21 protein-coding genes are annotated in these 20957 nt (G+C 54.4%); 14 read left to right on the top strand and 7 right to left on the bottom strand.

Annotated features, from left to right (window positions below; all coding sequences use genetic code 11):
• Positions 1-36 precede the first annotated feature (36 nt).
• The 5 genes from QOT07_RS17490 (at position 37) to hisP (ending at position 3957) form a co-directional block, all read left to right on the top strand.
• On the top strand, positions 37-609 hold the full coding sequence (locus QOT07_RS17490) for a UbiX family flavin prenyltransferase (protein WP_099061621.1): 573 nt from the start codon (positions 37-39) through the stop codon (positions 607-609).
• A gap of 301 nt (positions 610-910) precedes the next feature.
• Positions 911-1693, top strand: a complete 783-nt coding sequence (hisJ, locus tag QOT07_RS17485) for a histidine ABC transporter substrate-binding protein HisJ (protein WP_099061620.1) — start codon at positions 911-913, stop codon at positions 1691-1693.
• An 84-nt stretch (positions 1694-1777) separates the two neighbouring features.
• Positions 1778-2464, top strand: a complete 687-nt coding sequence (locus tag QOT07_RS17480) for a histidine ABC transporter permease HisQ (protein ID WP_099061619.1) — start codon at positions 1778-1780, stop codon at positions 2462-2464.
• Entirely contained in the window at positions 2461-3165 is a 705-nt protein-coding gene (locus tag QOT07_RS17475) for an ABC transporter permease (RefSeq protein WP_012146038.1), read from the top strand. The genes QOT07_RS17480 and QOT07_RS17475 overlap by 4 nt, the downstream gene beginning before the upstream one ends.
• Positions 3166-3183: 18 nt before the next feature.
• Positions 3184-3957, top strand: coding sequence for a histidine ABC transporter ATP-binding protein HisP (gene hisP / locus QOT07_RS17470; protein ID WP_020827863.1), 774 nt, complete (start codon positions 3184-3186; stop codon positions 3955-3957).
• A 41-nt stretch (positions 3958-3998) separates the two neighbouring features.
• Here the strand turns inward: hisP and QOT07_RS17465 are convergent, their stop codons facing one another.
• The 3 genes from QOT07_RS17465 to yfcG form a co-directional block, all read right to left on the bottom strand.
• A complete protein-coding gene (locus QOT07_RS17465) occupies positions 3999-4913 on the bottom strand; it encodes a TIGR01777 family oxidoreductase (protein ID WP_099061618.1) in 915 nt (304 codons plus the stop codon).
• Positions 4914-4940: 27 nt separating this feature from the next.
• On the bottom strand, positions 4941-5312 hold the full coding sequence (gene folX / locus QOT07_RS17460; protein WP_012146035.1) for a dihydroneopterin triphosphate 2'-epimerase: 372 nt from the start codon (positions 5310-5312) through the stop codon (positions 4941-4943).
• A gap of 104 nt (positions 5313-5416) precedes the next feature.
• On the bottom strand, positions 5417-6046 hold the full coding sequence (gene yfcG / locus QOT07_RS17455) for a GSH-dependent disulfide bond oxidoreductase (protein WP_283603653.1): 630 nt from the start codon (positions 6044-6046) through the stop codon (positions 5417-5419).
• A 248-nt stretch (positions 6047-6294) separates the two neighbouring features.
• Between yfcG and yfcE the strand changes: the two genes are divergently transcribed.
• Together yfcE and yfcD are read left to right on the top strand one after the other, a co-directional pair.
• Positions 6295-6846, top strand: coding sequence for a phosphodiesterase (yfcE, locus tag QOT07_RS17450; protein WP_112348840.1), 552 nt, complete (start codon positions 6295-6297; stop codon positions 6844-6846).
• Between the two features lie 90 nt (positions 6847-6936).
• Positions 6937-7494, top strand: a complete 558-nt coding sequence (yfcD, locus tag QOT07_RS17445; protein ID WP_099061616.1) for an NUDIX hydrolase YfcD — start codon at positions 6937-6939, stop codon at positions 7492-7494.
• A gap of 216 nt (positions 7495-7710) precedes the next feature.
• On the opposite strand, the gene pta is transcribed toward yfcD, so the two are convergent.
• Together pta and ackA are read right to left on the bottom strand one after the other, a co-directional pair.
• Entirely contained in the window at positions 7711-9873 is a 2163-nt protein-coding gene (gene pta / locus QOT07_RS17440; protein WP_099061644.1) for a phosphate acetyltransferase, read from the bottom strand.
• 74 nt (positions 9874-9947) lie between these two features.
• The gene (ackA, locus tag QOT07_RS17435) at positions 9948-11150 is read right to left on the bottom strand and encodes an acetate kinase (RefSeq protein WP_129936559.1); all 1203 of its coding nucleotides are present in this window, start codon (positions 11148-11150) and stop codon (positions 9948-9950) included.
• Positions 11151-11505: 355 nt separating this feature from the next.
• Here ackA and yfbV point away from each other — a divergent pair, with 355 nt between their 5' ends.
• The 4 genes from yfbV to QOT07_RS17415 all read left to right on the top strand — a co-directional run bounded on the left by yfbV (position 11506) and on the right by QOT07_RS17415 (position 15321).
• A complete protein-coding gene (gene yfbV, locus QOT07_RS17430) occupies positions 11506-11961 on the top strand; it encodes a terminus macrodomain insulation protein YfbV (protein WP_099061614.1) in 456 nt (151 codons plus the stop codon).
• Positions 11962-12221: 260 nt separating this feature from the next.
• On the top strand, positions 12222-12716 hold the full coding sequence (locus tag QOT07_RS17425; RefSeq protein ID WP_099061613.1) for a YfbU family protein: 495 nt from the start codon (positions 12222-12224) through the stop codon (positions 12714-12716).
• A 16-nt stretch (positions 12717-12732) separates the two neighbouring features.
• The gene (locus tag QOT07_RS17420) at positions 12733-13389 is read left to right on the top strand and encodes a sugar phosphatase (protein ID WP_283603652.1); all 657 of its coding nucleotides are present in this window, start codon (positions 12733-12735) and stop codon (positions 13387-13389) included.
• A gap of 99 nt (positions 13390-13488) precedes the next feature.
• Entirely contained in the window at positions 13489-15321 is a 1833-nt protein-coding gene (locus QOT07_RS17415) for an SLC13 family permease (RefSeq protein ID WP_099061611.1), read from the top strand.
• A 30-nt stretch (positions 15322-15351) separates the two neighbouring features.
• Here QOT07_RS17415 and yfbR read toward each other — a convergent pair whose 3' ends face one another.
• Together yfbR and QOT07_RS17405 are read right to left on the bottom strand one after the other, a co-directional pair.
• A complete protein-coding gene (gene yfbR / locus QOT07_RS17410; RefSeq protein ID WP_037421003.1) occupies positions 15352-15951 on the bottom strand; it encodes a 5'-deoxynucleotidase in 600 nt (199 codons plus the stop codon).
• Between the two features lie 126 nt (positions 15952-16077).
• Positions 16078-17292 carry a pyridoxal phosphate-dependent aminotransferase gene (locus tag QOT07_RS17405; protein WP_099061610.1) on the bottom strand — a complete coding sequence of 405 codons (1215 nt, stop codon included), beginning with the start codon at positions 17290-17292 and terminating at the stop codon, positions 16078-16080.
• 862 nt (positions 17293-18154) lie between these two features.
• On the opposite strand from QOT07_RS17405, the gene lrhA reads away from it, so the two are divergent.
• The 3 genes from lrhA (at position 18155) to QOT07_RS17390 (ending at position 20941) form a co-directional block, all read left to right on the top strand.
• Positions 18155-19090 (top strand): transcriptional regulator LrhA, encoded by a 936-nt coding sequence (lrhA, locus tag QOT07_RS17400; RefSeq protein WP_283603651.1) that lies wholly within the window; start codon positions 18155-18157, stop codon positions 19088-19090.
• A gap of 712 nt (positions 19091-19802) precedes the next feature.
• Positions 19803-20243, top strand: coding sequence for an NADH-quinone oxidoreductase subunit A (locus QOT07_RS17395; RefSeq protein WP_012146022.1), 441 nt, complete (start codon positions 19803-19805; stop codon positions 20241-20243).
• A gap of 23 nt (positions 20244-20266) precedes the next feature.
• On the top strand, positions 20267-20941 hold the full coding sequence (locus QOT07_RS17390; protein ID WP_004947278.1) for a NuoB/complex I 20 kDa subunit family protein: 675 nt from the start codon (positions 20267-20269) through the stop codon (positions 20939-20941).
• Positions 20942-20957 lie beyond the last annotated feature (16 nt).

Here is a 20957-nt window from a genome sequence, read left to right as displayed (position 1 = left end):
CCTGATCCTATTTTTTCCTTGGCAGAGGCCAGCTTTATGAAACGACTCATCATCGGTATTTCCGGCGCCAGCGGCGCAATCTACGGCGTGCGCCTGTTACAGGTATTGCGCGACGTCGCAGAGGTGGAAACCCATTTGGTGATGAGTAACGCGGCCCGGCAAACTCTGGCGCTGGAAACCGATCTCAGCCTGCGTGAAGTGCAGGCGCTGGCGGATGTGGTGCATGACTCACGCGATATCGGTGCCAGTATTTCTTCCGGTTCGTTCAAAACGGCCGGGATGGTGATTTTACCTTGCTCGATCAAAACCTTATCGGGTATCGCCAATAGCTACAGTGACGGTCTGCTGACGCGGGCTGCCGATGTGGTGCTGAAAGAGCGTCGTCGGTTAGTGCTGTGCGTACGTGAAACCCCGTTGCATATCGGCCATCTGCGCCTGATGACCCAGGTGGCGGAAATGGGAGCGGTGATCATGCCGCCCGTGCCGGCGTTTTATCATCGTCCTGAAAGCGTAGAAGATATCATCGATCAAACCGTCAACCGGGTGGTCGATCAGTTTGACATTGAATTACCGCAAGATTTATTTGCCCGCTGGCAAGGCACGAATTAACAAATTTTTCCCCAATTTGGTACATTTGTGCAACACCGCACTGAATTAGGGCGGCGCATGCACCATAATGATCCCACTTCATCACGCTCACTGTTTCAAGGCTCTGGTATTTCTCCATTGCCCGTGGCGCGGCCAACACTGGCCGATTTAATTTTGCGGTTATCGTCCCAGGAAACAGTTTTGTGAAGGCCGGAGCCGTTCCCTCCGCCTACAGCAACAAATGTGGCACGATTACTGCAAATTGATTTGGTGGAAAAGTAATGCCCGCAGTGGCATCAAAAAATCAATTTGAGGGTAATTTATGAAAAAGCTGGTTAAGGTTCTCCCTTTAGTCTTGGCTTTAGCAGCAGCAAGCAGCGCATTTGCCGCGGTACCATCGACGCTGAAGATAGGTACCGATCCGACCTATGCACCATTTGAATCCAAAAATGCCAAAGGTGAGCTGGTCGGTTTTGATATCGATCTGGCCAAAGAGCTGTGTAAACGCATAAATACCCAATGTACCTTTGTGGAAAGCGATTTTGACGCGCTGATCCCATCCCTGAAGGCGAAGAAAATTGACGCCATCATCTCTTCTCTGTCGATCACCGAAAAACGCCAGCAGGAAATAGCCTTTACCGACAAGCTGTACGCCGCTAACGCCCGTCTGATTGCACCGAAAGGCTCCAAGCTGCTGCCAACCGTGGACGCGCTGAAAGGCAAGAGCGTCGGCGTGTTGCAGGGCACCACCCAGGAAGCCTATGCCAACGCCATGTGGCAGCCTAAGGGCATCACCGTTGTGCCTTATCAGAACCAGGATCTGGTGTATGCTGACCTGGCATCCGGCCGTATCGATGCCGCCTTCCAGGACGAAGTGGCGGGCAGCGATGGCTTCCTGAAACAGCCTCCAGGCAAGGATTATGCTTTTGCCGGTGAGTCGGTGAAGGATGACAAATTCTTCGGCGTGGGTACCGGCATGGGCCTGCGCAAGACCGATACCGAGCTGAAAGCGGCGCTGGATAAAGCCTTTGCTGAAATGCGCAAAGACGGCACTTACGACAAGTTCGCGAAGAAATACTTCGATTTTGACGTCTACGGCGGTTAATGCCGCAACCGTTCCGTGTTGTGACTTCGGGGCTGGCTCGCCGGCCCCGATGGTTCGGGATCCAATGACGACAGGGTGAAGTAAATGCTGCAAGGCTATTCCCAATTGATATTTGAGGGCGCTCTGGTGACGCTGGAGCTGGCCCTCAGTTCTGTACTGCTGGCGCTGGTGATCGGCTTGATCGGTGCCGGTGGCAAGCTTTCCCAAAATCGCCTGCTTTCAACGCTGTTTGGCGCCTATACCACGCTGATCCGCGGCGTGCCTGACCTGGTGCTGATGCTGTTGATTTTCTACGGCCTGCAAATTGCGCTCAACAACCTCACCGAACTGCTTGGCTTCTCGCAAATCGATATTGATCCGCTCAGCGCGGGGATCATTACCCTCGGGTTTATCTACGGTGCCTATTTCACTGAAACCTTCCGCGGTGCCTATATGGCCGTGCCGAAGGGGCAGATCGAGGCGGCAACCGCCTATGGCTTCACCGGTTCGCAGATTTTCCGCCGCATTCTGTTTCCCGCGATGATGCGTTTTGCCCTGCCGGGCATTGGCAACAACTGGCAGGTGATCCTGAAGGCGACGGCGCTGGTATCTATTCTGGGCCTGAATGACGTGGTGAAAGCCACTCAATTGGCCGGTAAAGGTACCTATCAGCCGTTCTTCTTTGCGATCGTCGCCGGGGTGGTTTATCTGATTTTCACTACTCTCTCCAATGGCGTGTTGCTGTGGCTTGAACGGCGTTATTCCCTGGGCGTCCGGAGGGCTGAGCTATGATCGAAATTTTGCAACAGTACTGGCAATCGCTGCTGTGGAGTGACGGCTACCGTTTTACCGGTGTCGCCGTCACCTTATGGCTGCTGATTTCCTCGGTGGTGATGGGCGGTTTACTGGCGATCCCAATGGCGGTGGCGCGCGTTTCTTCCATCACCTGGGTGCGTTTCCCGGTCTGGCTCTACACCTATATTTTCCGCGGCACGCCGCTGTATGTGCAACTGCTGGTGTTTTACTCCGGTATGTACAGCCTGGAAATCGTCCGTGGGACGGACTTCCTCAATGCCTTCTTCCGCAGCGGGCTTAACTGCACCATTTTGGCGCTGACGCTGAACACCTGTGCCTATACCACCGAGATCTTCGCCGGGGCGATCCGCTCGGTGTCGCACGGTGAGATCGAGGCGGCCAATGCCTATGGTTTCTCACGCTTCAAAATGTACCGCTGCATCATTTTGCCTTCTGCGCTGCGCACCGCACTGCCGGCCTACAGCAACGAAGTGATCCTGATGCTGCATTCCACCGCGCTGGCGTTTACCGCCACCGTGCCGGACTTGTTGAAGATAGCGCGAGATATCAATGCGGCGACCTACCAGCCGTTCTATGCCTTTGGCATTGCGGCGGTGCTGTATCTGATCATCTCTTACGGGTTAATCAGCCTGTTCCGCAAGGCGGAAAAGCGCTGGATGGCACACGTTAATCACTGATAATGACGGGAACCTACTATGTCTGAGAATAAATTAGCCGTCACCGAACTGCATAAACGCTATGGCGAACACGAAGTGCTGAAAGGCGTCTCGCTGGCGGCCAACGCAGGGGATGTGATTAGCATCATCGGGTCTTCCGGTTCTGGTAAAAGTACCTTTTTACGCTGCATTAACTTCCTGGAGAAGCCGAGTGAAGGCTCCATCAGCCTGAACAACGAAGATATCCGCATGGTGCGTGACAAGGACGGCCAACTGAAGGTCTTCGACAAGAAACAGCTGCAGCTGCTGCGTACCCGCCTGACCATGGTGTTCCAGCATTTTAACCTGTGGAGCCACATGACGGTGCTGGAGAACGTGATGGAGGCGCCGGTACAGGTGCTGGGGCTGAGCAAGACCGAAGCGCGTGAGCGCGCGATACGTTATCTGGATAAGGTGGGTATCGACGAGCGGGCTCGCGGCAAATACCCGGTGCATCTGTCTGGCGGCCAGCAACAGCGTGTGTCTATCGCGCGCGCCCTGGCGATGGAGCCGGAAGTTTTACTGTTCGATGAGCCGACGTCAGCGCTGGATCCGGAGTTGGTGGGGGAAGTCCTGCGCATCATGCAGAAGCTGGCGGAAGAGGGCAAAACCATGGTGGTGGTAACCCACGAAATGGAGTTTGCGCGTCATGTTTCCAGCCACGTGATCTTCCTGCACAAAGGGTTGATCGAAGAGCAGGGGCCACCGGCTGAGCTGTTTGGCAATCCGAAAAGTCCTCGCCTGCAGCAGTTCCTGTCCGGCGCGTTAAAATAGTGACCTGTCGGGGCCGGATCTTTCTGGCCCCGAGCGGATCGTCAGCGGGTTTCGGCCCGCTGATTAATCACATCATCCAATGCCTGTTCCAGCTCCAAAAAGCGGAAGCTAAAACCGGCTTCCTCCAGCCTTCTGGGTACTGCTCGCTGCCCACCCAACACTAATACTGCCGCTTCCCCCATCAATAAACGCATGGCGAATGCCGGTACGCGTAGAAATGCCGGCCGATCGAGCACGTTGGCGAGCTGAGCGGTAAACTGTTCGTTGTGAACCGGGTAGGGGGCAACCATATTGAACGGCCCTTGCAGGGTTTGGTGTTCCAGCAAATAGACAATGCCATCGACCATGTCTTCCAGATGGATCCATGGCAGATATTGGCGGCCGTCGCCTATGGGACCGCCCAGCCCAAAACGGAACGGCGGCAGCATTTTCGCCAAGGCACCACCTTTGGGCGCCAGCACCACGCCGGTACGTAGCAAACAGACGCGGGTGGCATCGCTTTGCGCTTGCAAAGCCAGAGACTCCCAGCGTTGGCACAGCTGATGGGTGAATTCGTCGTGTGGGGCTTCGTCTTCGGTGACCACCGCCTGGCCCTGATCGCCATAGTAGCCAATCGCAGAACCGGAAATCAGCACGCTGGGTGGCGCGCTGCCGGCATTAATCAGCTTGGCCAACTGCTCGGTCAGATCCCAACGGCTGTGACACAGTCGCTCTTTCTGCGCTTTGCTCCAGCGCTTGTCGGCGATCGGCTCCCCGGCCAGATTGATCACCGCGTCAAAACCGTCCAGCGAGGGCTGATCCTGCAGCGTTGACCAGTAGCTGACCTGCTCGCCGAATTGCTCACGTGCGCGCTGCACGTTGCGGCTCAGCACCGTAATTTGGTGAGAAAGGCCCAGCAGCCGCTGTGTCAGGCTGCTCCCTATCAATCCTGTGGCACCGGTGATCAGGATCCGCATGGTCGATTCTCCCTGAAACTGTGGTTTTCAGGCCCGGCGATAGCTCATGGTCATCGAAACCGAGTCGGCGTAGCGCAGGGCCAGTAGTTTATCTATCTCCACTTCAGCATAGGTTACCCAGGCGTGTTGTTTCACGATATCGAGCACATCCTGAGTTAATTTTTCCAGCAGGGCGAAGCGGTTATCTTCCACATGACGGATGATGGCTTTGGTGATGGTGCGGTAATTGAGCGCGTCGTCGATATTTTCACTGTCGCGCGCCTTGTCCGCCGGGTAATGGATCACCACGTTAATCAGGATGTCCTGACGGTTGTTGATTTCTTCTTCCTTGATACCGATGAATGTACGCAACCGCAGATTTTTTATACGAATAATGGCGTCGGGTTGACTGAATGACATCAGAGAGTCTCCACAGGTCTGATTATTGGTGCTCAGAATACACGGAAAGCAGGGAAAAGATAACGAGTCGGGGGAAACTCCCCGGAGGCCGGGGAGCTGGAAATTTAACCCTGCTCAGCCAGCTTGTAGGCACGCTCGGTAGCCGGGCGGTTGCTGATGCGTTCGAACCAGTTGCGTACCGCAGGATAATCCGCCAGATCGATGCGCTGACGCGGGTGTGACACCACCCAGGGATAAGTCGCGATATCGGCTATGCTGTAGTTGTCACCGCCCAGATAGGGGTGCTTTTGCAGCTCGGCTTCCAACACGGCATACAGGCGCTTGGTTTCCAGGTGGTAGCGTTCGATGGCGTAAGGTACCGGCTGTGGTGCGTAGTGGTTGAAGTGGTGATTTTGCCCGAGCATGGGCCCAAAGCCCGCCACTTGCCAAAACAACCACTGCAGCGTGGCAGCGCGCTCACGCAGCCCTTTGCTCAGCAGCTTGCCGGTTTTCTCCGCCAGGTACAGCAGAATTTCGCCGGACTCGAACAGGCTGATCGGCGTACAGCCATCAACCGGTTGCTGGTCGACAATCGCCGGGATTTTGTTGTTGGGTGAAATGCTCAGAAAATCCGGCTTGAACTGGTCGCCGGCGCTGATATTTACGCGGTGGATACGGTAGGGTAAGCCAACCTCCTCCAGAAACAGGGTAATCTTGTGACCATTGGGAGTAGGCGCGTAATACAGGTCAATCATGTTGCCTCCTGCGGTAAGGTGATCTGTAAGTCATTACACGTTGTTGCGGTCTTCGCCGCGCACAAAGGTATATCAGAGATCTTTCTCTAGGGTTACCAACAATAGCAGCTAAGAATAGCAGGCTATGTGAGATTCGTCTGATGCTATCTCCACAAGATGCATCACAATGCTTTGCAGGCGTATCTGCGGTTTGCCGCACGGTGCCAGCGCGCTAAAATAGGGCTTATTTCCTTAACAGGGACAAGGTTATGAAGCTGTTATTTGCCTCGGACATACATGGTTCGCTCCCCGCCACCGAAAGCGTGCTGGAGCGTTTTGAACAAAGCGGCGCCGACTGGCTGATCCTGCTGGGCGATTTGCTGAATCATGGGCCGCGCAATGCACTGCCGGTGGGTTATCAGCCGGCGCAGGTTGCCGAACAATTGAATCGCTATAGCGACAAGATCATCGCCGTTCGCGGCAACTGTGACAGTGAAGTCGATCAGATGCTACTGTCTTTCCCTATCACCGCGTCTTGGCAGCAGGTGCTATTACAAAAAAGACGATTGTTTTTAACCCACGGTCACCTTTATCATCCCTCGGCACTGCCGCCGTTATCTGCCGGTGATGTGTTGGTCTACGGACACAGCCATTTGCCGCAGGCGGAACGGCAGGGAGAAATTTACTGCTTTAATCCAGGGTCGGTCAGCATTCCGAAAGGGGGCTTTCCTGCCAGCTATGGCATACTGGAGGACGGCGTTTTAAGTGTGGTCACTTTGCTCGGCGGCAAGGCTGTTGCAGAGGTGGCATTAACGCACTAATTTATACACACACAATAAAAATCTTTGAAAAACACTCATTGATTAACCAGTGCGCGGGATGCATCGCGCCAAAATAGAAGGTTTTAGAGGATGGCGGAACAGGATCAGGCTGCAGATACCGAGTGGGTTGATATCGTCAACGAGCAAAACGAAGTGATTGCTCAATCCAGTCGCCAACAGATGCGTGCCCAACGGCTGCGTCATCGTGCTACCTATATTGTGGTGCATGATGGAATGGGAAAAATTCTGGTGCAGCGTCGCACCGACATTAAAGATTTCTATCCGGGCTGGCTGGACGCCACTGCGGGTGGTGTGGTGCAGAGCGGGGAGAATGTACTGGATTCCGCCCGTCGCGAAGCGGAAGAGGAGCTGGGCATTGCCGGCGTGCCTTTCGCCGAACACGGCCTGTTCTACTTTGAAGAAGATCAGTGCCGGGTGTGGGGCGCATTATTCAGTTGCGTATCTCACGGCCCGTTTGCGCTGCAGGAAGAAGAAGTGGCTGAGGTGAGCTGGCTGACGCCGGAAGAGATCACCGCACGCTGCGACGAATTCACGCCGGATTCGCTAAAAGCGCTGTCGCTCTGGCTGACACGCAACAACGAGCAGGCTTACGGTAAACCGCTACGCGATAGCGATGAAAATGCCTGATGGAGTTTCAGAAATGAAAAAGCCGGTCGAGTGACCGGCTCAGATTGCTGACAAAGTTCTTTGCAGTTAAAAGTCTTGAACTGATGGCTAATAAAAAACAAAGGATTATGTCTTCTGATTTACTCCAAACATCCGAAAACCACGTTTTTCGGGTGTTTGTCATCAGACTAAGCCGGTCAATTGACCGGCTTTTTTTATCGGATAACCCAGAGGTTATCAGGCTTTCACTACAGCTTCATCAGCCTGGGAAGACTGAATGGCGGTCAGCGCCACGGTGTAAACAATGTCGTCTACCAGTGCGCCACGTGACAGGTCGTTCACCGGCTTGCGCATGCCTTGCAGCATTGGCCCGATGGACACCAGGTCAGCAGAACGCTGTACCGCTTTGTAGGTGGTGTTACCGGTGTTCAGGTCCGGGAAGATGAACACGGTAGCCTGGCCCGCAACCGGCGAGTTAGGCGCCTTGGATTTGGCTACGTCAGCCATGATCGCGGCGTCGTACTGCAACGGACCGTCGATGATCAGGTCAGGACGTTTTTCCTGTGCCAGACGGGTCGCTTCACGCACTTTCTCAACGTCGCTGCCCGCACCGGAGTTGCCGGTGGAGTAGGAGATCATCGCTACGCGTGGTTCGATACCGAAAGCGGCGGCGGAGTCGGCTGACTGGATTGCGATCTCAGACAGTTGCTCAGCGGTTGGATCCGGGTTGATCGCACAGTCGCCGTACACCAGAACCTGGTCAGGCAGCAGCATGAAGAACACGGAGGACACCAGCGAGCTGCCCGGTGCGGTTTTGATCAACTGCAGCGGTGGACGGATGGTGTTGGCAGTAGTGTGAACCGCGCCGGAAACCAGCCCGTCAACTTCGCCTTTCTCCAGCATCAGGGTGCCGAGAACCACGTTGTCTTCCAGTTGCTCACGCGCAACCACTTCGGTCATGCCCTTGCTCTTACGCAGCTCAACCAGACGCGGCACATAGAGTTCGCGGACGGCGACCGGATCAACGATTTCGATGCCTTTGCCCAGTTCAACGCCCTGAGCGGCAGCAACGCGCTTGATCTCTTCCGGATTACCCAACAGCACGCATTCTGCGATACCGCGTTCGGCACAGATAGCTGCCGCTTTCACGGTACGCGGCTCGTCACCTTCAGGCAGGACAATGCGTTTGCCGGCTTTGCGTGCCAGCTCGGTCAGTTCGTAACGGAATGCCGGTGGAGACAGACGACGTGAACGCTCGGAGGTGGCGGTCAGAGACTCGATCCACTCGGCGTTGATGTGGCTGGCCACGTAGTTCTGCACTTTCTCGATGCGCTGATGGTCGTCCGCCGGCACTTCAAGGTTGAAGCTTTGCAGGCTGAGCGAGGTCTGCCAGGTGTTGGTGTCGACCATAAATACCGGCAGGCCGGTCTGGAAGGCACGTTCACACAGCTTTCTGATCGGCTCGTCGATGGCATAACCACCGGTCAGCAGGATGGCGCCGATTTCTACGCCATTCATCGCAGCCAGACAGGCAGAAACCAGCACGTCAGGACGGTCTGCCGAGGTCACCAGCAGTGAGCCTGGGCGGAAGTGTTCCAGCATGTGCGGGATGCTGCGCGCACAGAAGGTCACCGACTTCACGCGGCGGGTCATTATGTCGCCTTCATTGACCACGGAGGCCTTCAGGTGACGAGCCATGTCGATAGCGCGGGTGGCGATCAGATCAAAGCTCCACGGCACGCAACCCAGAATCGGCAGCGGGCTGTTGGCGAACAGCTGCGCCGGGTCAACGTTGGTCACGCTGGCCTTGGTGGAGTCGTCGAAGATCTCGGACAGGTCAGGACGGGTGCGGCCCTGCTCGTCAACCGGGGCGTTCAGCTTGTTGATGATCACGCCGGTGATGTTTTTGTTTTTGCTGCCGCCGAAGCTGCTGCGGGCCAGCTCGATGCGCTCTTTCAGCTGTGCCGGGGAGTCGTTACCCAGCGCCAGCACGAAGACGATTTCTGCATTCAGCGTTTTGGCGATTTCGTAGTTCAGCGCGTTGGCGAACTGATGTTTACGGGTTGGTACCAGACCTTCGATCAACACCACTTCTGCGTCTTTGGTGTTTTCGTGGTAGCGAGCCACGATCTCTTCCATCAGCTCATCTTGCTTGTTGGAGCTCAGCAGGCCCTCAACGTAGCTCATGCGCAGCGGTTCGGCCGCGGTGATGGTGGAGTTGCTGCTGCGGATGATGGTGGTGGTCTGATCGAGCGAGTCGCCGCCAGTACGTGGCTGTGCGATAGGTTTGAACACGCTCAGGCTAACGCCTTTTTGCTCCATGGAGCGAATGACACCCAGGCTGACGCTGGTCAGGCCGACGCTGGTGCCAGTGGGGATCAACATAATTGTACGTGACACAGAATAGTCCTCTTCACGAATTAACATGAGGCTAAAACAGCACCGTCAGCCTGGGCTGACGGTGTCGGAGAGCGTTACGCGGTCAGACGGGATGCGTCTTGCGCGATGACCAACTCTTCGTTGGTCGGGATAACCAGCGCCAGGCGGCTACCGTCTTTGGTGATGGCACCGGATTTACCGAAGCGAGCAGCCATGTTGCGGTCGTGGTCAACTTCGAAGCCCAGCAGGCCCAGTTTGTTCAGGGTCAGCTCACGCACCATACCGGCGTTTTCACCGATACCGCCGGTGAAGACGACTGCGTCCAGACGGCCGTCCATCAGTGCGCTGTAGGCACCGATGTACTTGGCCAGGCGGTGGCAGAATACGTCCATCGCACGCTTGGCATCGGCTTTGCTTTCGTAGTTGTCTTCAACATAACGGCAGTCGCTGGTGACTTCGGTCAGGCCCAGCAGGCCGGATTCTTTGGTCAGCATTTTGTTGATTTGATCAACGCTCATGCCCAGGGAGTCGTGCAGGTGGAAGATAATGGCAGGATCGATGTCACCACTACGGGTACCCATGACCAGGCCTTCCAGCGGGGTCAGACCCATGGAGGTGTCAACGCATTTGCCGTTGCGCACTGCGGTAACGGAACCGCCGTTGCCCAGGTGGCAGGTGATCAGGTTAACTTCTTCAACCGGCTTGTTCAGCGCCTTGGCCGCTTCTTGAGTTACGTAGAAGTGGCTGGTGCCGTGTGCGCCATAGCGACGAACGCTGTGGTCACGGTACAGGCTGTACGGCAGGGCGTACAGGTAGGATTCTTCCGGCATGGTCTGGTGGAACGCGGTGTCGAACACGGCAACGTTTTTATCCGCCAGTTTAGGGAAAGATTTCAATGCTTCAGCGATACCGATCAGGTGCGCCGGGTTATGCAGTGGTGCAAAAGGCACCGAATCTTTGATACCCTGCAGGACTTCGTCATTGATCACGGCAGAAGCAGTAAACTTCTCGCCGCCGTGCACAATGCGGTGACCGATAGCGGTCAGCTGTGCAGAGAGCTCAGGTTTTTGTGCCAGAATTGTATTAACAATGTAGTTCAGTGCTTCGCTGTGCGCAGCGCCGGCGCCCAGAGCCGCTTCGTGTTTCGCGCCGTCCATCTTCCACTTGAGGCGAGCCTCAGGCAGGTGGAAACATTCGGCTAAGCCGGAGAGGTGTTCTTCACCGTTGACAGCATCGATGATAGCGAACTTCAGGGAAGAACTGCCGCAGTTCAGGACCAGTACTAGCTTACTCGACATGGAAGTACCTACTTAAATAGTTCGTGTTGTTAAAGGAAAGACCAAAACACGTGGTGAATTAATCGTCAATCAGACAACAAGCGTAGCGCATAATGCCGTTGACATTTATGATTAACATCATGTGAATTGCACAAACCACATGACGATGAAAAAACCGATGATTTCTCTGCGGTTTAAGTAATCTTGATTTTTATAGGGCTAAAAGTTGACAGAATTCTTGTCATCTTCTACCGGCCAAAAGGCCGGCTTAGGATACCGATAGCCTGAGGCAAACACAAAATAAATTTAAAGCTTCAACTTTTTTAGTATTGTGTTGGCTGTGTCCTTATTTTTCTTTGTGACGTTGAGGTACGCAATGACGAGCAAACCGTCCGGTTCCGTTAGCTGGTTTCAGGTCTTCCAGCGCGGGCAGCATTATATGAAAACCTGGCCGTCGGACAAACGTCTGGCTCCGGTCTTTCCGGAGAATCGCGTTGCGAGTGCCACCCGTTTTGCCGTCCGCTTTATGCCGCCGCTGGCGGTGTTCGCCCTGACCTGGCAGATTGCCCTGGGTGGCCAGTTGGGTCCGGCGATCGCCACCGCGCTGTTTGCGTGCAGCATGCCGATGCAGGGTCTGTGGTGGTTGGGCCGTCGTTCGGTCACCCCGTTGCCGCCAACGCTGCTGCAATGGTTCCATGAAGTCCGCAACAAGCTGGCGGAAGCCGGTCAGGCGGTAGCACCAGTAGAAGGCCCGCCGACCTACCAGGCGCTGGCGGACCTGCTGAAACGCGCCTTCAAGCAGTTGGATAAAACCTTCCTGGATGACCTGTAACCACAAAAATGGCCGCATTGATTGCGGCCTGATTAAGTTTGATGTCTAGTCTGAGATACCCGGGCCTAGCGCACCGAGGGGCGCTCCGGCAGCTGAAGCTGCTACGACCCCTTCGGCATGCTCTCCCTAATAATAGGCCTGGGCATAGCTTGTTCCAGCCAATAACCCCGGTTTAAATCAAAGAACCGGCGAGTTGTGATTTCCTGCGATATTGCGCTGTGCGATGCTTCCGCCATTAGTAATTTTTCGAGGAAATTATAATGGAAATGACCCACGCCCAACGGCTGATCCTGTCGAACCAATACAAAATGATGACCATGCTGGATCCGGATAACGCCGAGCGTTACCGCCGCCTGCAGACCGTTATCGAACGTGGTTTTGGCCTGCAGATGCGCGAGCTGGATCGCGACTTCGGCGAAATGAGCGAAGAAGTGTGCCGCACCATTATCAACGTGATGGAAATGCACCATGCGTTGCAGGTCTCCTGGGATAACCTGAAGGAAAAACAGGGGATTGAGGCGCGCCGCCTGGCGTTTCTCGGCTTTGACGCCGCAACCGAAGCGCGTTATCTGAGCTATGTGCGGTTCCTTGTGACCACCGAGGGACGCTATACTCATTTCGATTCCGGCAGCCACGGCTTTAATGCCCAAACCAAAATGTGGGAAAAGTACCAGCGGATGCTGGCCATCTGGCTGTCATGCCCACGCCAGTATCATCTGAGCGCCGTAGAGATAGCGCAAATTATCAATGCCTGATTAAAAGAGGTTTCCTGTGGAGTGTAAGGGTTTTCTGTTCGATCTTGATGGGACGTTGGTTGATTCACTGCCGGCGGTAGAGCGCGCCTGGATTAACTGGGCCAAACGCCGCGGTATTAATCCGCAGGACGTACTGGATTTCATTCACGGTAAACAGGCCATTACCTCGTTACGTCACTTTATGCCGGGTGAAAGTGAGGAGGCCATTCAACAGGAGTTCCTGCTGCTGGAGCAGGTGGAAGCGCAGGATACCGATGGCGTCACGGCATTGCCTGGGGCTGCAGCCTTGCTGGAACGCTTGAACCGCCTCGATATCCCGTGGGCGATCGTGACTTCTGGTTCGATCCCGGTGGCTACTGCTCGTCGTAATGCCGGTGGTTTGCCGCAGCCGGAGGTGTTCATCACCGCCGAGCAGGTAAAACATGGCAAGCCACAGCCGGATGCCTACCTGCTGGGTGCGGAGCGCCTGGGGATGGCGCCTCAGGACTGTGTGGTGGTGGAAGACGCCGCTGCCGGTATTCTTTCCGGGTTGGCTGCGGGCTGCCAGGTGATTGCGGTCAACGCACCAGCGGACGCCCCCAAGCTGGAGCTGGTTGATCTGCTGTTAACCTCGCTGGAGCAGATTGCGGTGAGTAAAACGGAACAGGGGGCGGCGATAAGCCTGGTCGCCTGACCGAGCCTATCTTCACCCAAATTGATTAGACCCCGCACCGGCGGGGTTTTTTTATGCTAATTTTTAAGCCCTTGGATATCTCTGCCGGATGAGGCCGTTTTGAACAGCGAATTACTGTGGGTGCTGAGTTTACTGTTGATTGCCATCGTGCTGTTTACCACCAACAAGCTGCGGATGGACGTCGTGGCGTTGCTGGTGATCATCGCTTTTGTGTTGAGCGGCACGCTGACCCTGGCGGAGGCCACGGTGGGCTTCAGCGATCCCAATGTGATCCTGATCGCCGCGCTGTTCGTGATTGGTGAAGGGTTGGTGCGTACCGGCGTGGCTTATCAGGTGGGGGACTGGCTGGTGAAGGTGGCCGGCAGCAGCGAAACCAGAATGCTGATGTTGTTGATGGTCACCGTGGCCGGACTCGGGGCTTTTATGAGCTCGACCGGCGTGGTGGCGATCTTTATTCCGGTGGTACTCAGCGTGGCGGCGCGGATGAAAATCGCACCGGGCAGGTTGATGATGCCACTGAGCTTTGCCGGTTTGATCAGCGGCATGATGACCCTGGTGGCAACGCCGCCGAACATGGTGGTCAACAGTGAGCTGGTCCGCGAGGGTATCAGTGGTTTTGGCTTCTTCGGCGTAACCCCGGTCGGTCTGGCGGTGCTGGTGTTGGGCGTGGGGTACATGCTGGTGGCCCGGCGCTGGTTGGCCAGTGACGACGGTGATAAAACGCGTGAAACCTGGCAGCGCCGTACCTTCCGCGATCTGATCCGCGACTATAAGCTGACCGGTCGTGCCCGGCGCTTGGCATTGCGCAGCGGCTCGCCGCTGGTCGGTCACTCGCTGGACGAGCTGCACCTGCGCGCCCGCTACGGTGCTAACGTGGTGGGGATTGAACGCTGGAAACGTTTCCGGCGGGTGATGGTCAGCGCATCTGGCAGCACCGAGTTGCGCGAAGGGGATGTGCTGCTGCTCGACATGTCGGACAGTCAGGTCGATCTGCGTGAGTTCTGCAGCGAGCAGCAGTTGGAGCCGATGGTCCTGCGCGGCGACTATTTCTCTGAACAGTCACGTAACGTCGGCATGGCGGAAGTGTCGTTGATCCCCGATTCAACCCTGTTGGGCAAAAGCCTGCGCGAGTCAGCCTTCCGCAGCCGCTACGATCTGAACGTGGTTGGTATTCGTCGCAATGGCGAAACCCTGGCAGGCAAGCTGGTGGATGAGCCTCTGGCATTGGGCGATATTCTGTTGGTGATCGGCGACTGGAAGGCGATCCGCCAGTTGCAGGCGAAAACCCATGATTTTATCGTACTCAATCTGCCGGCCGAGGTTGATGAAGTGGCACCGGCCATTACCCAGGCGCCGCACGCACTGTTCTGTCTGGCGCTGATGGTCGCGATGATGCTGACCGATGAAATCCCCAACCCGATCGCCGCGCTGATTGCCTGTCTGCTGATGGGCAAGTTCCGCTGCATCGACATGGAAAGCGCCTATAAGTCGATTCACTGGCCGAGCATTATTTTGATTGTCGGTATGATGCCGTTTGCCCAGGCGCTGCAAAAAACCGGCGGGGTCGATTTGATCGTGCGTGGCTTAATGGACGTGGCGGGCGATGCCGGACCGCGGGTGATGCTGGTGTGCCTGTTTGCCCTTTGCGCCACTATCGGCCTGTTTATCTCCAACACCGCCACCGCGGTGCTGATGGCGCCGATCGCCATTGCGGCCGCGCGTGAAATGGGCGTTTCGCCTTACCCCTTTGCGATGATTATCGCCATCGCCGCTTCGGCCGCATTTATGACGCCGGTTTCTTCACCGGTAAACACGCTGGTGCTGGGGCCGGGAAACTATAAGTTTGGTGATTTTATCCGCATGGGCGTGCCGTTCACGCTGTTGGTGATGGTGGTCAGCGTGATTATCGTGCCCTGGCTGTATGCATTCTAATAAACGGCGCAGCGTGCTGCGCCATGAGAATTACAGGGAAGAATCCAGGCTGATTTCATCCAGCGACAGGCTGAAGCTGGGGATAAACACGTTCATGAAATAATCCATCTCCGGGCTGCTACGCTGCTGCAGGGTTTTTTCCAGTCGTGCTTTTGCCAGCTTGAATTCGTTATTGCCGGCAGACAACTCTTCCAGACATTTCAGGTAGGCGCACAGCGCATCGGCCTGTTTCACCACCAACTTTTCGTCTTCGGTGTAATAGTGTTCGTCGAGGATCGAGCGGAAATCGTTGCGTAATTCCGCCGGGATCATATCCAGCAGTTTCTGCTGGGCGATCTTTTCGATCTTCTTATACTCGTGGGCGATCTGCGGATTGTAGTATTTGATCGGCGTTGGCATGTCGCCGGTGATCACTTCGCTGGCATCGTGGTACATCGCCAGCAGGGCGACGCGATCGGCGCTCAGGTTGCCATTGAATTTTCGGTTTTTGATCACCGCCAGAGCGTGGGCAACAAATGCCACCTGCAGGCTGTGTTCGGAAACGTTCTCGGTGCGAACATTGCGCATCAGCGGCCAGCGGTTAATCAGTTTCAAACGGGACAGATGGGCAAAAAAGTGGCTCTGGCTCATGGTGCTCTCTTTTACAACGGCAAGTGAGGGTTCCATTGTGAGCAGTGACGGCGGGTTATGCAACTCGGGCTGTGCGGTATGGGTCTGCGGGTGGGGGCGTGGGGCAGCAGGCTGCCCCGGCGGAGATTACTGACGGTAGCCTTCCAGGAAACGGCCCAGTTTGCCCACTGCCATTTCCAGTTCATCCACCCGTGGCAGAGTCACGATGCGCACGTGGTCCGGATACGGCCAGTTGAACGCGCTACCCTGTACCAGCAGCACTTTTTCCTGCAGCAACAGGTCCAGCACCAATTTCTGATCATCATGAATGTTAAAGCGTTTAGCGTCGATGCGCGGGAACATATACAGCGCCCCCTGAGGTTTCACGCAGGAAACGCCCGGGATTTGGTTCAACAGTTCCCAGGTACGATTGCGCTGTTCATACAGACGCCCGCCCGGTTGAATAAATTCGTTGATGCTCTGGTAGCCACCCAGCGCGGTTTGGATCGCATGCTGCATCGGCACGTTGGCGCATAGCCGCATGGATGCCAGCATTTCCAGCCCTTCGATATACCCCTTGGCGTGCTTCTTCGGCCCGTTCAACACCATCCAGCCCTGGCGGAAACCCGCCACGCGATAGGTTTTTGACAGTCCGTTAAAGGTCACGGTCAGCAGGTCCGGCGCCAGCGCAGCGATCGAATGGTGCTCGGCTTCGTCATACAGAATCTTGTCGTAGATTTCATCAGAAAAGATGATCAGGTTGTGCTGACGGGCGATCTCAACAATCTGCTCCAGCAGTGCCTTGCTGTAGACCGCGCCGGTCGGGTTGTTTGGGTTGATGATCACAATGCCGCGGGTGCGTGGGGTGATCTTGCTGATGATATCGTCCAGATCCGGGAACCAGCCGGCTTCTTCATCACACAGGTAATGCACGGCTTTGCCGCCGGAAAGCGAAACAGCTGCGGTCCACAGCGGGTAATCCGGTGCCGGTACCAGCATTTCGTCGCCGCTGTTGAGCAGCGCCTGCATGGATTGCACAATCAGCTCGGAAACCCCATTACCGATGTAGATATCCTCAACGGTCACGTCACGTATGTTGCGCGCCTGATAGTGCTGCATGATCGCTTTACGCGCCGAGAAGAGCCCTTTGGAATCGGAATAGCCTTGCGCCGTGGGCAGATTGCGGATCACGTCGACCAGGATTTCATCAGGGGCGTCAAAACCAAACGGGGCAGGGTTGCCGATGTTCAGTTTGAGGACTTTATGGCCTTCTTCTTCAAGACGTTTAGCTTCTTTGAGCACTGGGCCGCGAATGTCATAACAGACGTTGTCCAGTTTGCTGGATTTCTCAATGGGGGACATAGAAAGTTGAGCCTTTTGCTGGGATAGGGGCGTTCCTACCGTGGAACACCGCAACCTGCTCAATGTACTCCTGGCGCAGATGCTTTTGAAGGGTTGTGCACGCCTTTGGTGCAAACGAAGGGCTCAACGGGGGATTTCAGGGATGATGAACAATGCCAAAGTGGTTTGTTGGTGTTTAATTCCAGTGTTTGTTATTTTATTGGTTTTTTGTTCTGTATCGATGAGGCCGGGTAGAGATAATGGCCCCATGTTATTGATGCAATGCTGACAGAACCGTACTCACTGTTAAGCCACATCGGGGATTTAGCGGAGATAAACTGTAAAGAAATGATAATGCCAGAGTAGTCTGATAGTCGCTTGTCCAGGCTCACTCCAAACTGAATCATAAGAAAATTCACATTAGCGCTATTTTAGTTTCTCTGTTAAGCCGCGTTTAAGTAGTTATTCCTTAGTTATTCACGGGGTAAATGTTACTGATTGAATTTATTAAAATCATTAAAAAATGTACCGGCTGTTACAAGAGGATCGTCTTACTCTTTTACGTATGAGAATACGCTGAGGCCAGTCTGGCTGCGGAGGTTGTGCAGCACAATTGGTGTGGTAATCCCGCTATCTGAATGAGTAAAATATTTTGTTCGGTAAAAATGAAACCCTTGCACCACTTATAACGTCAGACGTTGTATAAGCATTCTCGATAGATCACATTTTAAAAGGCGATAGAGGTAACGAAATAAAAGTAATTTTTTTGCCCTCCACTAATGAGTGGGGTACTGTCATGTCTGGCATCGTCCCTTTTAAACGATGTCTTAGAAACACACCAGGGTAGTTTGTAAATTAGAATTTAAAAAGTGAAGAAAACACTATGACAACTGCAAATCGTCCGATACTCAATCTCGACCTCGATCTGCTAAGAACCTTTGTAGCTGTTGCTGATTTGAATACTTTTGCGGCGGCGGCAGTCGCCGTTTGTCGTACTCAATCAGCCGTCAGCCAACAAATGCAGCGGTTAGAGCAACTGGTTGGCAAAGAGTTGTTTGCCCGTCACGGGCGCAATAAATTACTGACTGAACACGGTATTCAGCTTCTCGGCTACGCCAGAAAAATTCTGCGCTTTAACGACGAAGCCTGTACCTCTCTGATGTACAACAATATTAAAGGTGTTCTGACTATTGGCGCTTCTGATGATACCGCCGATACCATCCTGCCTTTCCTGCTTAACCGCGTCACTTCTGTGTATCCAAAACTGGCGATTGATGTGCGGGTGAAACCCAGCTCGTTCATGATCGAGATGTTGGAAAACGGTGAAGTTGATCTGGCGATTACCACGATGGCTACCGAAGATCGCCCGCACATTGTGCTGCGTACTTCGCCAACCCTGTGGTATTGCGCGGCGGATTACCATTTTCAGGCCGGTGAACCGATCCCGTTGGTGGTGATGGACGAACCCAGTCCGTTCCGCGCGATGGCGATTCAACACCTGGATGACGCCGGGATCCCATGGCGCATTGCCTATGTGGCCTCGACGCTGTCCGCCGTTCGTGCCGCCTGCAAGGCTGGGTTGGGCATCACCGTTCGGCCAATTGAAATGATGAGCCCGGACCTGCGGGTGCTCGGCGCAGCGGAAGGCTTGCCAACGCTGCCGGACACGCAATACAGCTTGTGCAAGGACCTGCAGTGCGGCAACGAGCTGGCGATGGCCATTTTCAGTGCCATGCAGATCGGTAACGACAACTACAGCTTCAATGGACCGAGTGCCTCGTTGCAGGATGACACCTGCCTGGTTGACGATGAGGAATAACGCCAAAACGCGTTAAATCCGGTGATAAAACCTCTGCTTCGGCGGAGGTTTTTTTTGCTCTGAATTCAGTGAAAATTTAATTTATGAGGGGTTCGTTTTATTTTCATAGCGAAGTGGTTATTTGTTTGGCTAAAGCGTTGCCGATGAGAACGGTTATCAGACGAAGAAATAGCCTTTCGGTTATTTTTCGAACGAATAATTATAAAGGTAAAGGCCTGGAATCAATATGGTTATTTTGGTAGTTTGTGCCGGGATTATTTGACCGGCGTAATTGACAAAATTTATTAAAGGGCCACACTTTTTTTGAGGGTTTATGCTAAAAACGTGTCCTGGATCAAAAAAATACCCCTAGGTAGTGAGTGGAAGAACAGGAGATTCCTGAGACAATGGTATAGTAAAACTGAAATGAGCATGTTGGTTTATATCTATCTGTTTCTACACGTCAATTAACTGACACGATTTAGCCTAAGCCAGGCGCATCAAATGTTAATTAAATGATATGTATGTAAACTAGTGTGTAGATACTTTTGTCAAAGTTGACAAAAGGTTATAGAAAGGAGTAAAAAGCCCACAGTAAAACGCTGGCTAACTTGCTGTAATAGCAGTTTGTTTGTGTGGTTTATTTATCCTTCCCTTAAATCGATGTGGTGCACTAACTGCCAGAAACAAGAGCAGAGCGATCGACGCCACTTTTGATGAGTAAGCATAGAGTATGTCAACAACCACTGAAGTTATCGCTCATCACTGGGCGTTCGCCGTATTTTTTGTCGTGGCAATCGGGCTTTGCTGTTTAATGCTTATGGGTGCGTTCTTCCTGGGTGGGAGAGCCCGTGCGCGCGCCAAACATACCCCGTTTGAATCAGGCATCGACTCGGTCGGTACGGCGCGCATGCGTCTGTCCGCCAAGTTCTACCTGGTCGCCATGTTCTTCGTTATTTTCGATGTTGAAGCCTTGTACCTGTACGCCTGGTCGGTCTCCATACGTGAGAGCGGGTGGGTAGGCTTTATCGAAGCCGCCATTTTCATTTTGGTGTTATTGGCTGGGCTGGTTTATCTGGTGCGTATTGGCGCATTGGATTGGACTCCGGTGCGCTCCCGGCGCCAGAGCAAGCCAGGCACAATCAAAAACGCCACTAACAGTCATCCGCAGTAGTCGGTTAAAAACGAGGCATTAAGATGGACTATACGCTCACCCGCATAGACCCGAACGGTGAGAACGACCGTTACCCCCTGCAAAAACAGGAGATCGTTGCTGATCCCCTGGACCAACAGGTTCACCGCACGGTTTACATGGGTAAACTCGAACATGCATTGCATGACATGGTGAACTGGGGGCGTAAAAACTCTATTTGGCCGTATAACTTCGGCCTTTCGTGCTGTTACGTGGAGATGGTGACGTCGTTTACCGCCGTTCACGACGTGGCGCGTTTTGGTGCTGAAGTTCTGCGTGCATCACCGCGTCAGGCTGACCTGATGGTGGTGGCCGGTACCTGCTTTACCAAGATGGCCCCGGTTATTCAACGTCTGTACGAACAGATGCTGGAACCAAAATGGGTGATCTCCATGGGTGCCTGTGCCAACTCCGGCGGCATGTACGATATCTATTCCGTGGTACAGGGTGTGGACAAGTTCCTGCCGGTCGACGTGTACATTCCTGGCTGTCCACCGCGCCCGGAAGCTTACATGCAGGCACTGATGCTGTTGCAGGAATCTATTGGCAAAGAACGCCGCCCTCTGTCCTGGGTTGTCGGCGATCAGGGTGTTTACCGCGCCAACATGCAGTCTGAAAGAGAGCGTAAACACGGCGAGCGTATCGCGGTGACCAACCTTCGGACGCCTGACGAGATTTAAGACGTTCATTTAACGT

The sequence above is a fragment of the Serratia proteamaculans genome (genome assembly GCF_949794035.1).
GTDB lineage: Bacteria > Pseudomonadota > Gammaproteobacteria > Enterobacterales > Enterobacteriaceae > Serratia > Serratia proteamaculans.
Note: the sequence above shows the minus strand (reverse complement) of the source record. Positions and strands in the feature narration are given on the sequence as shown.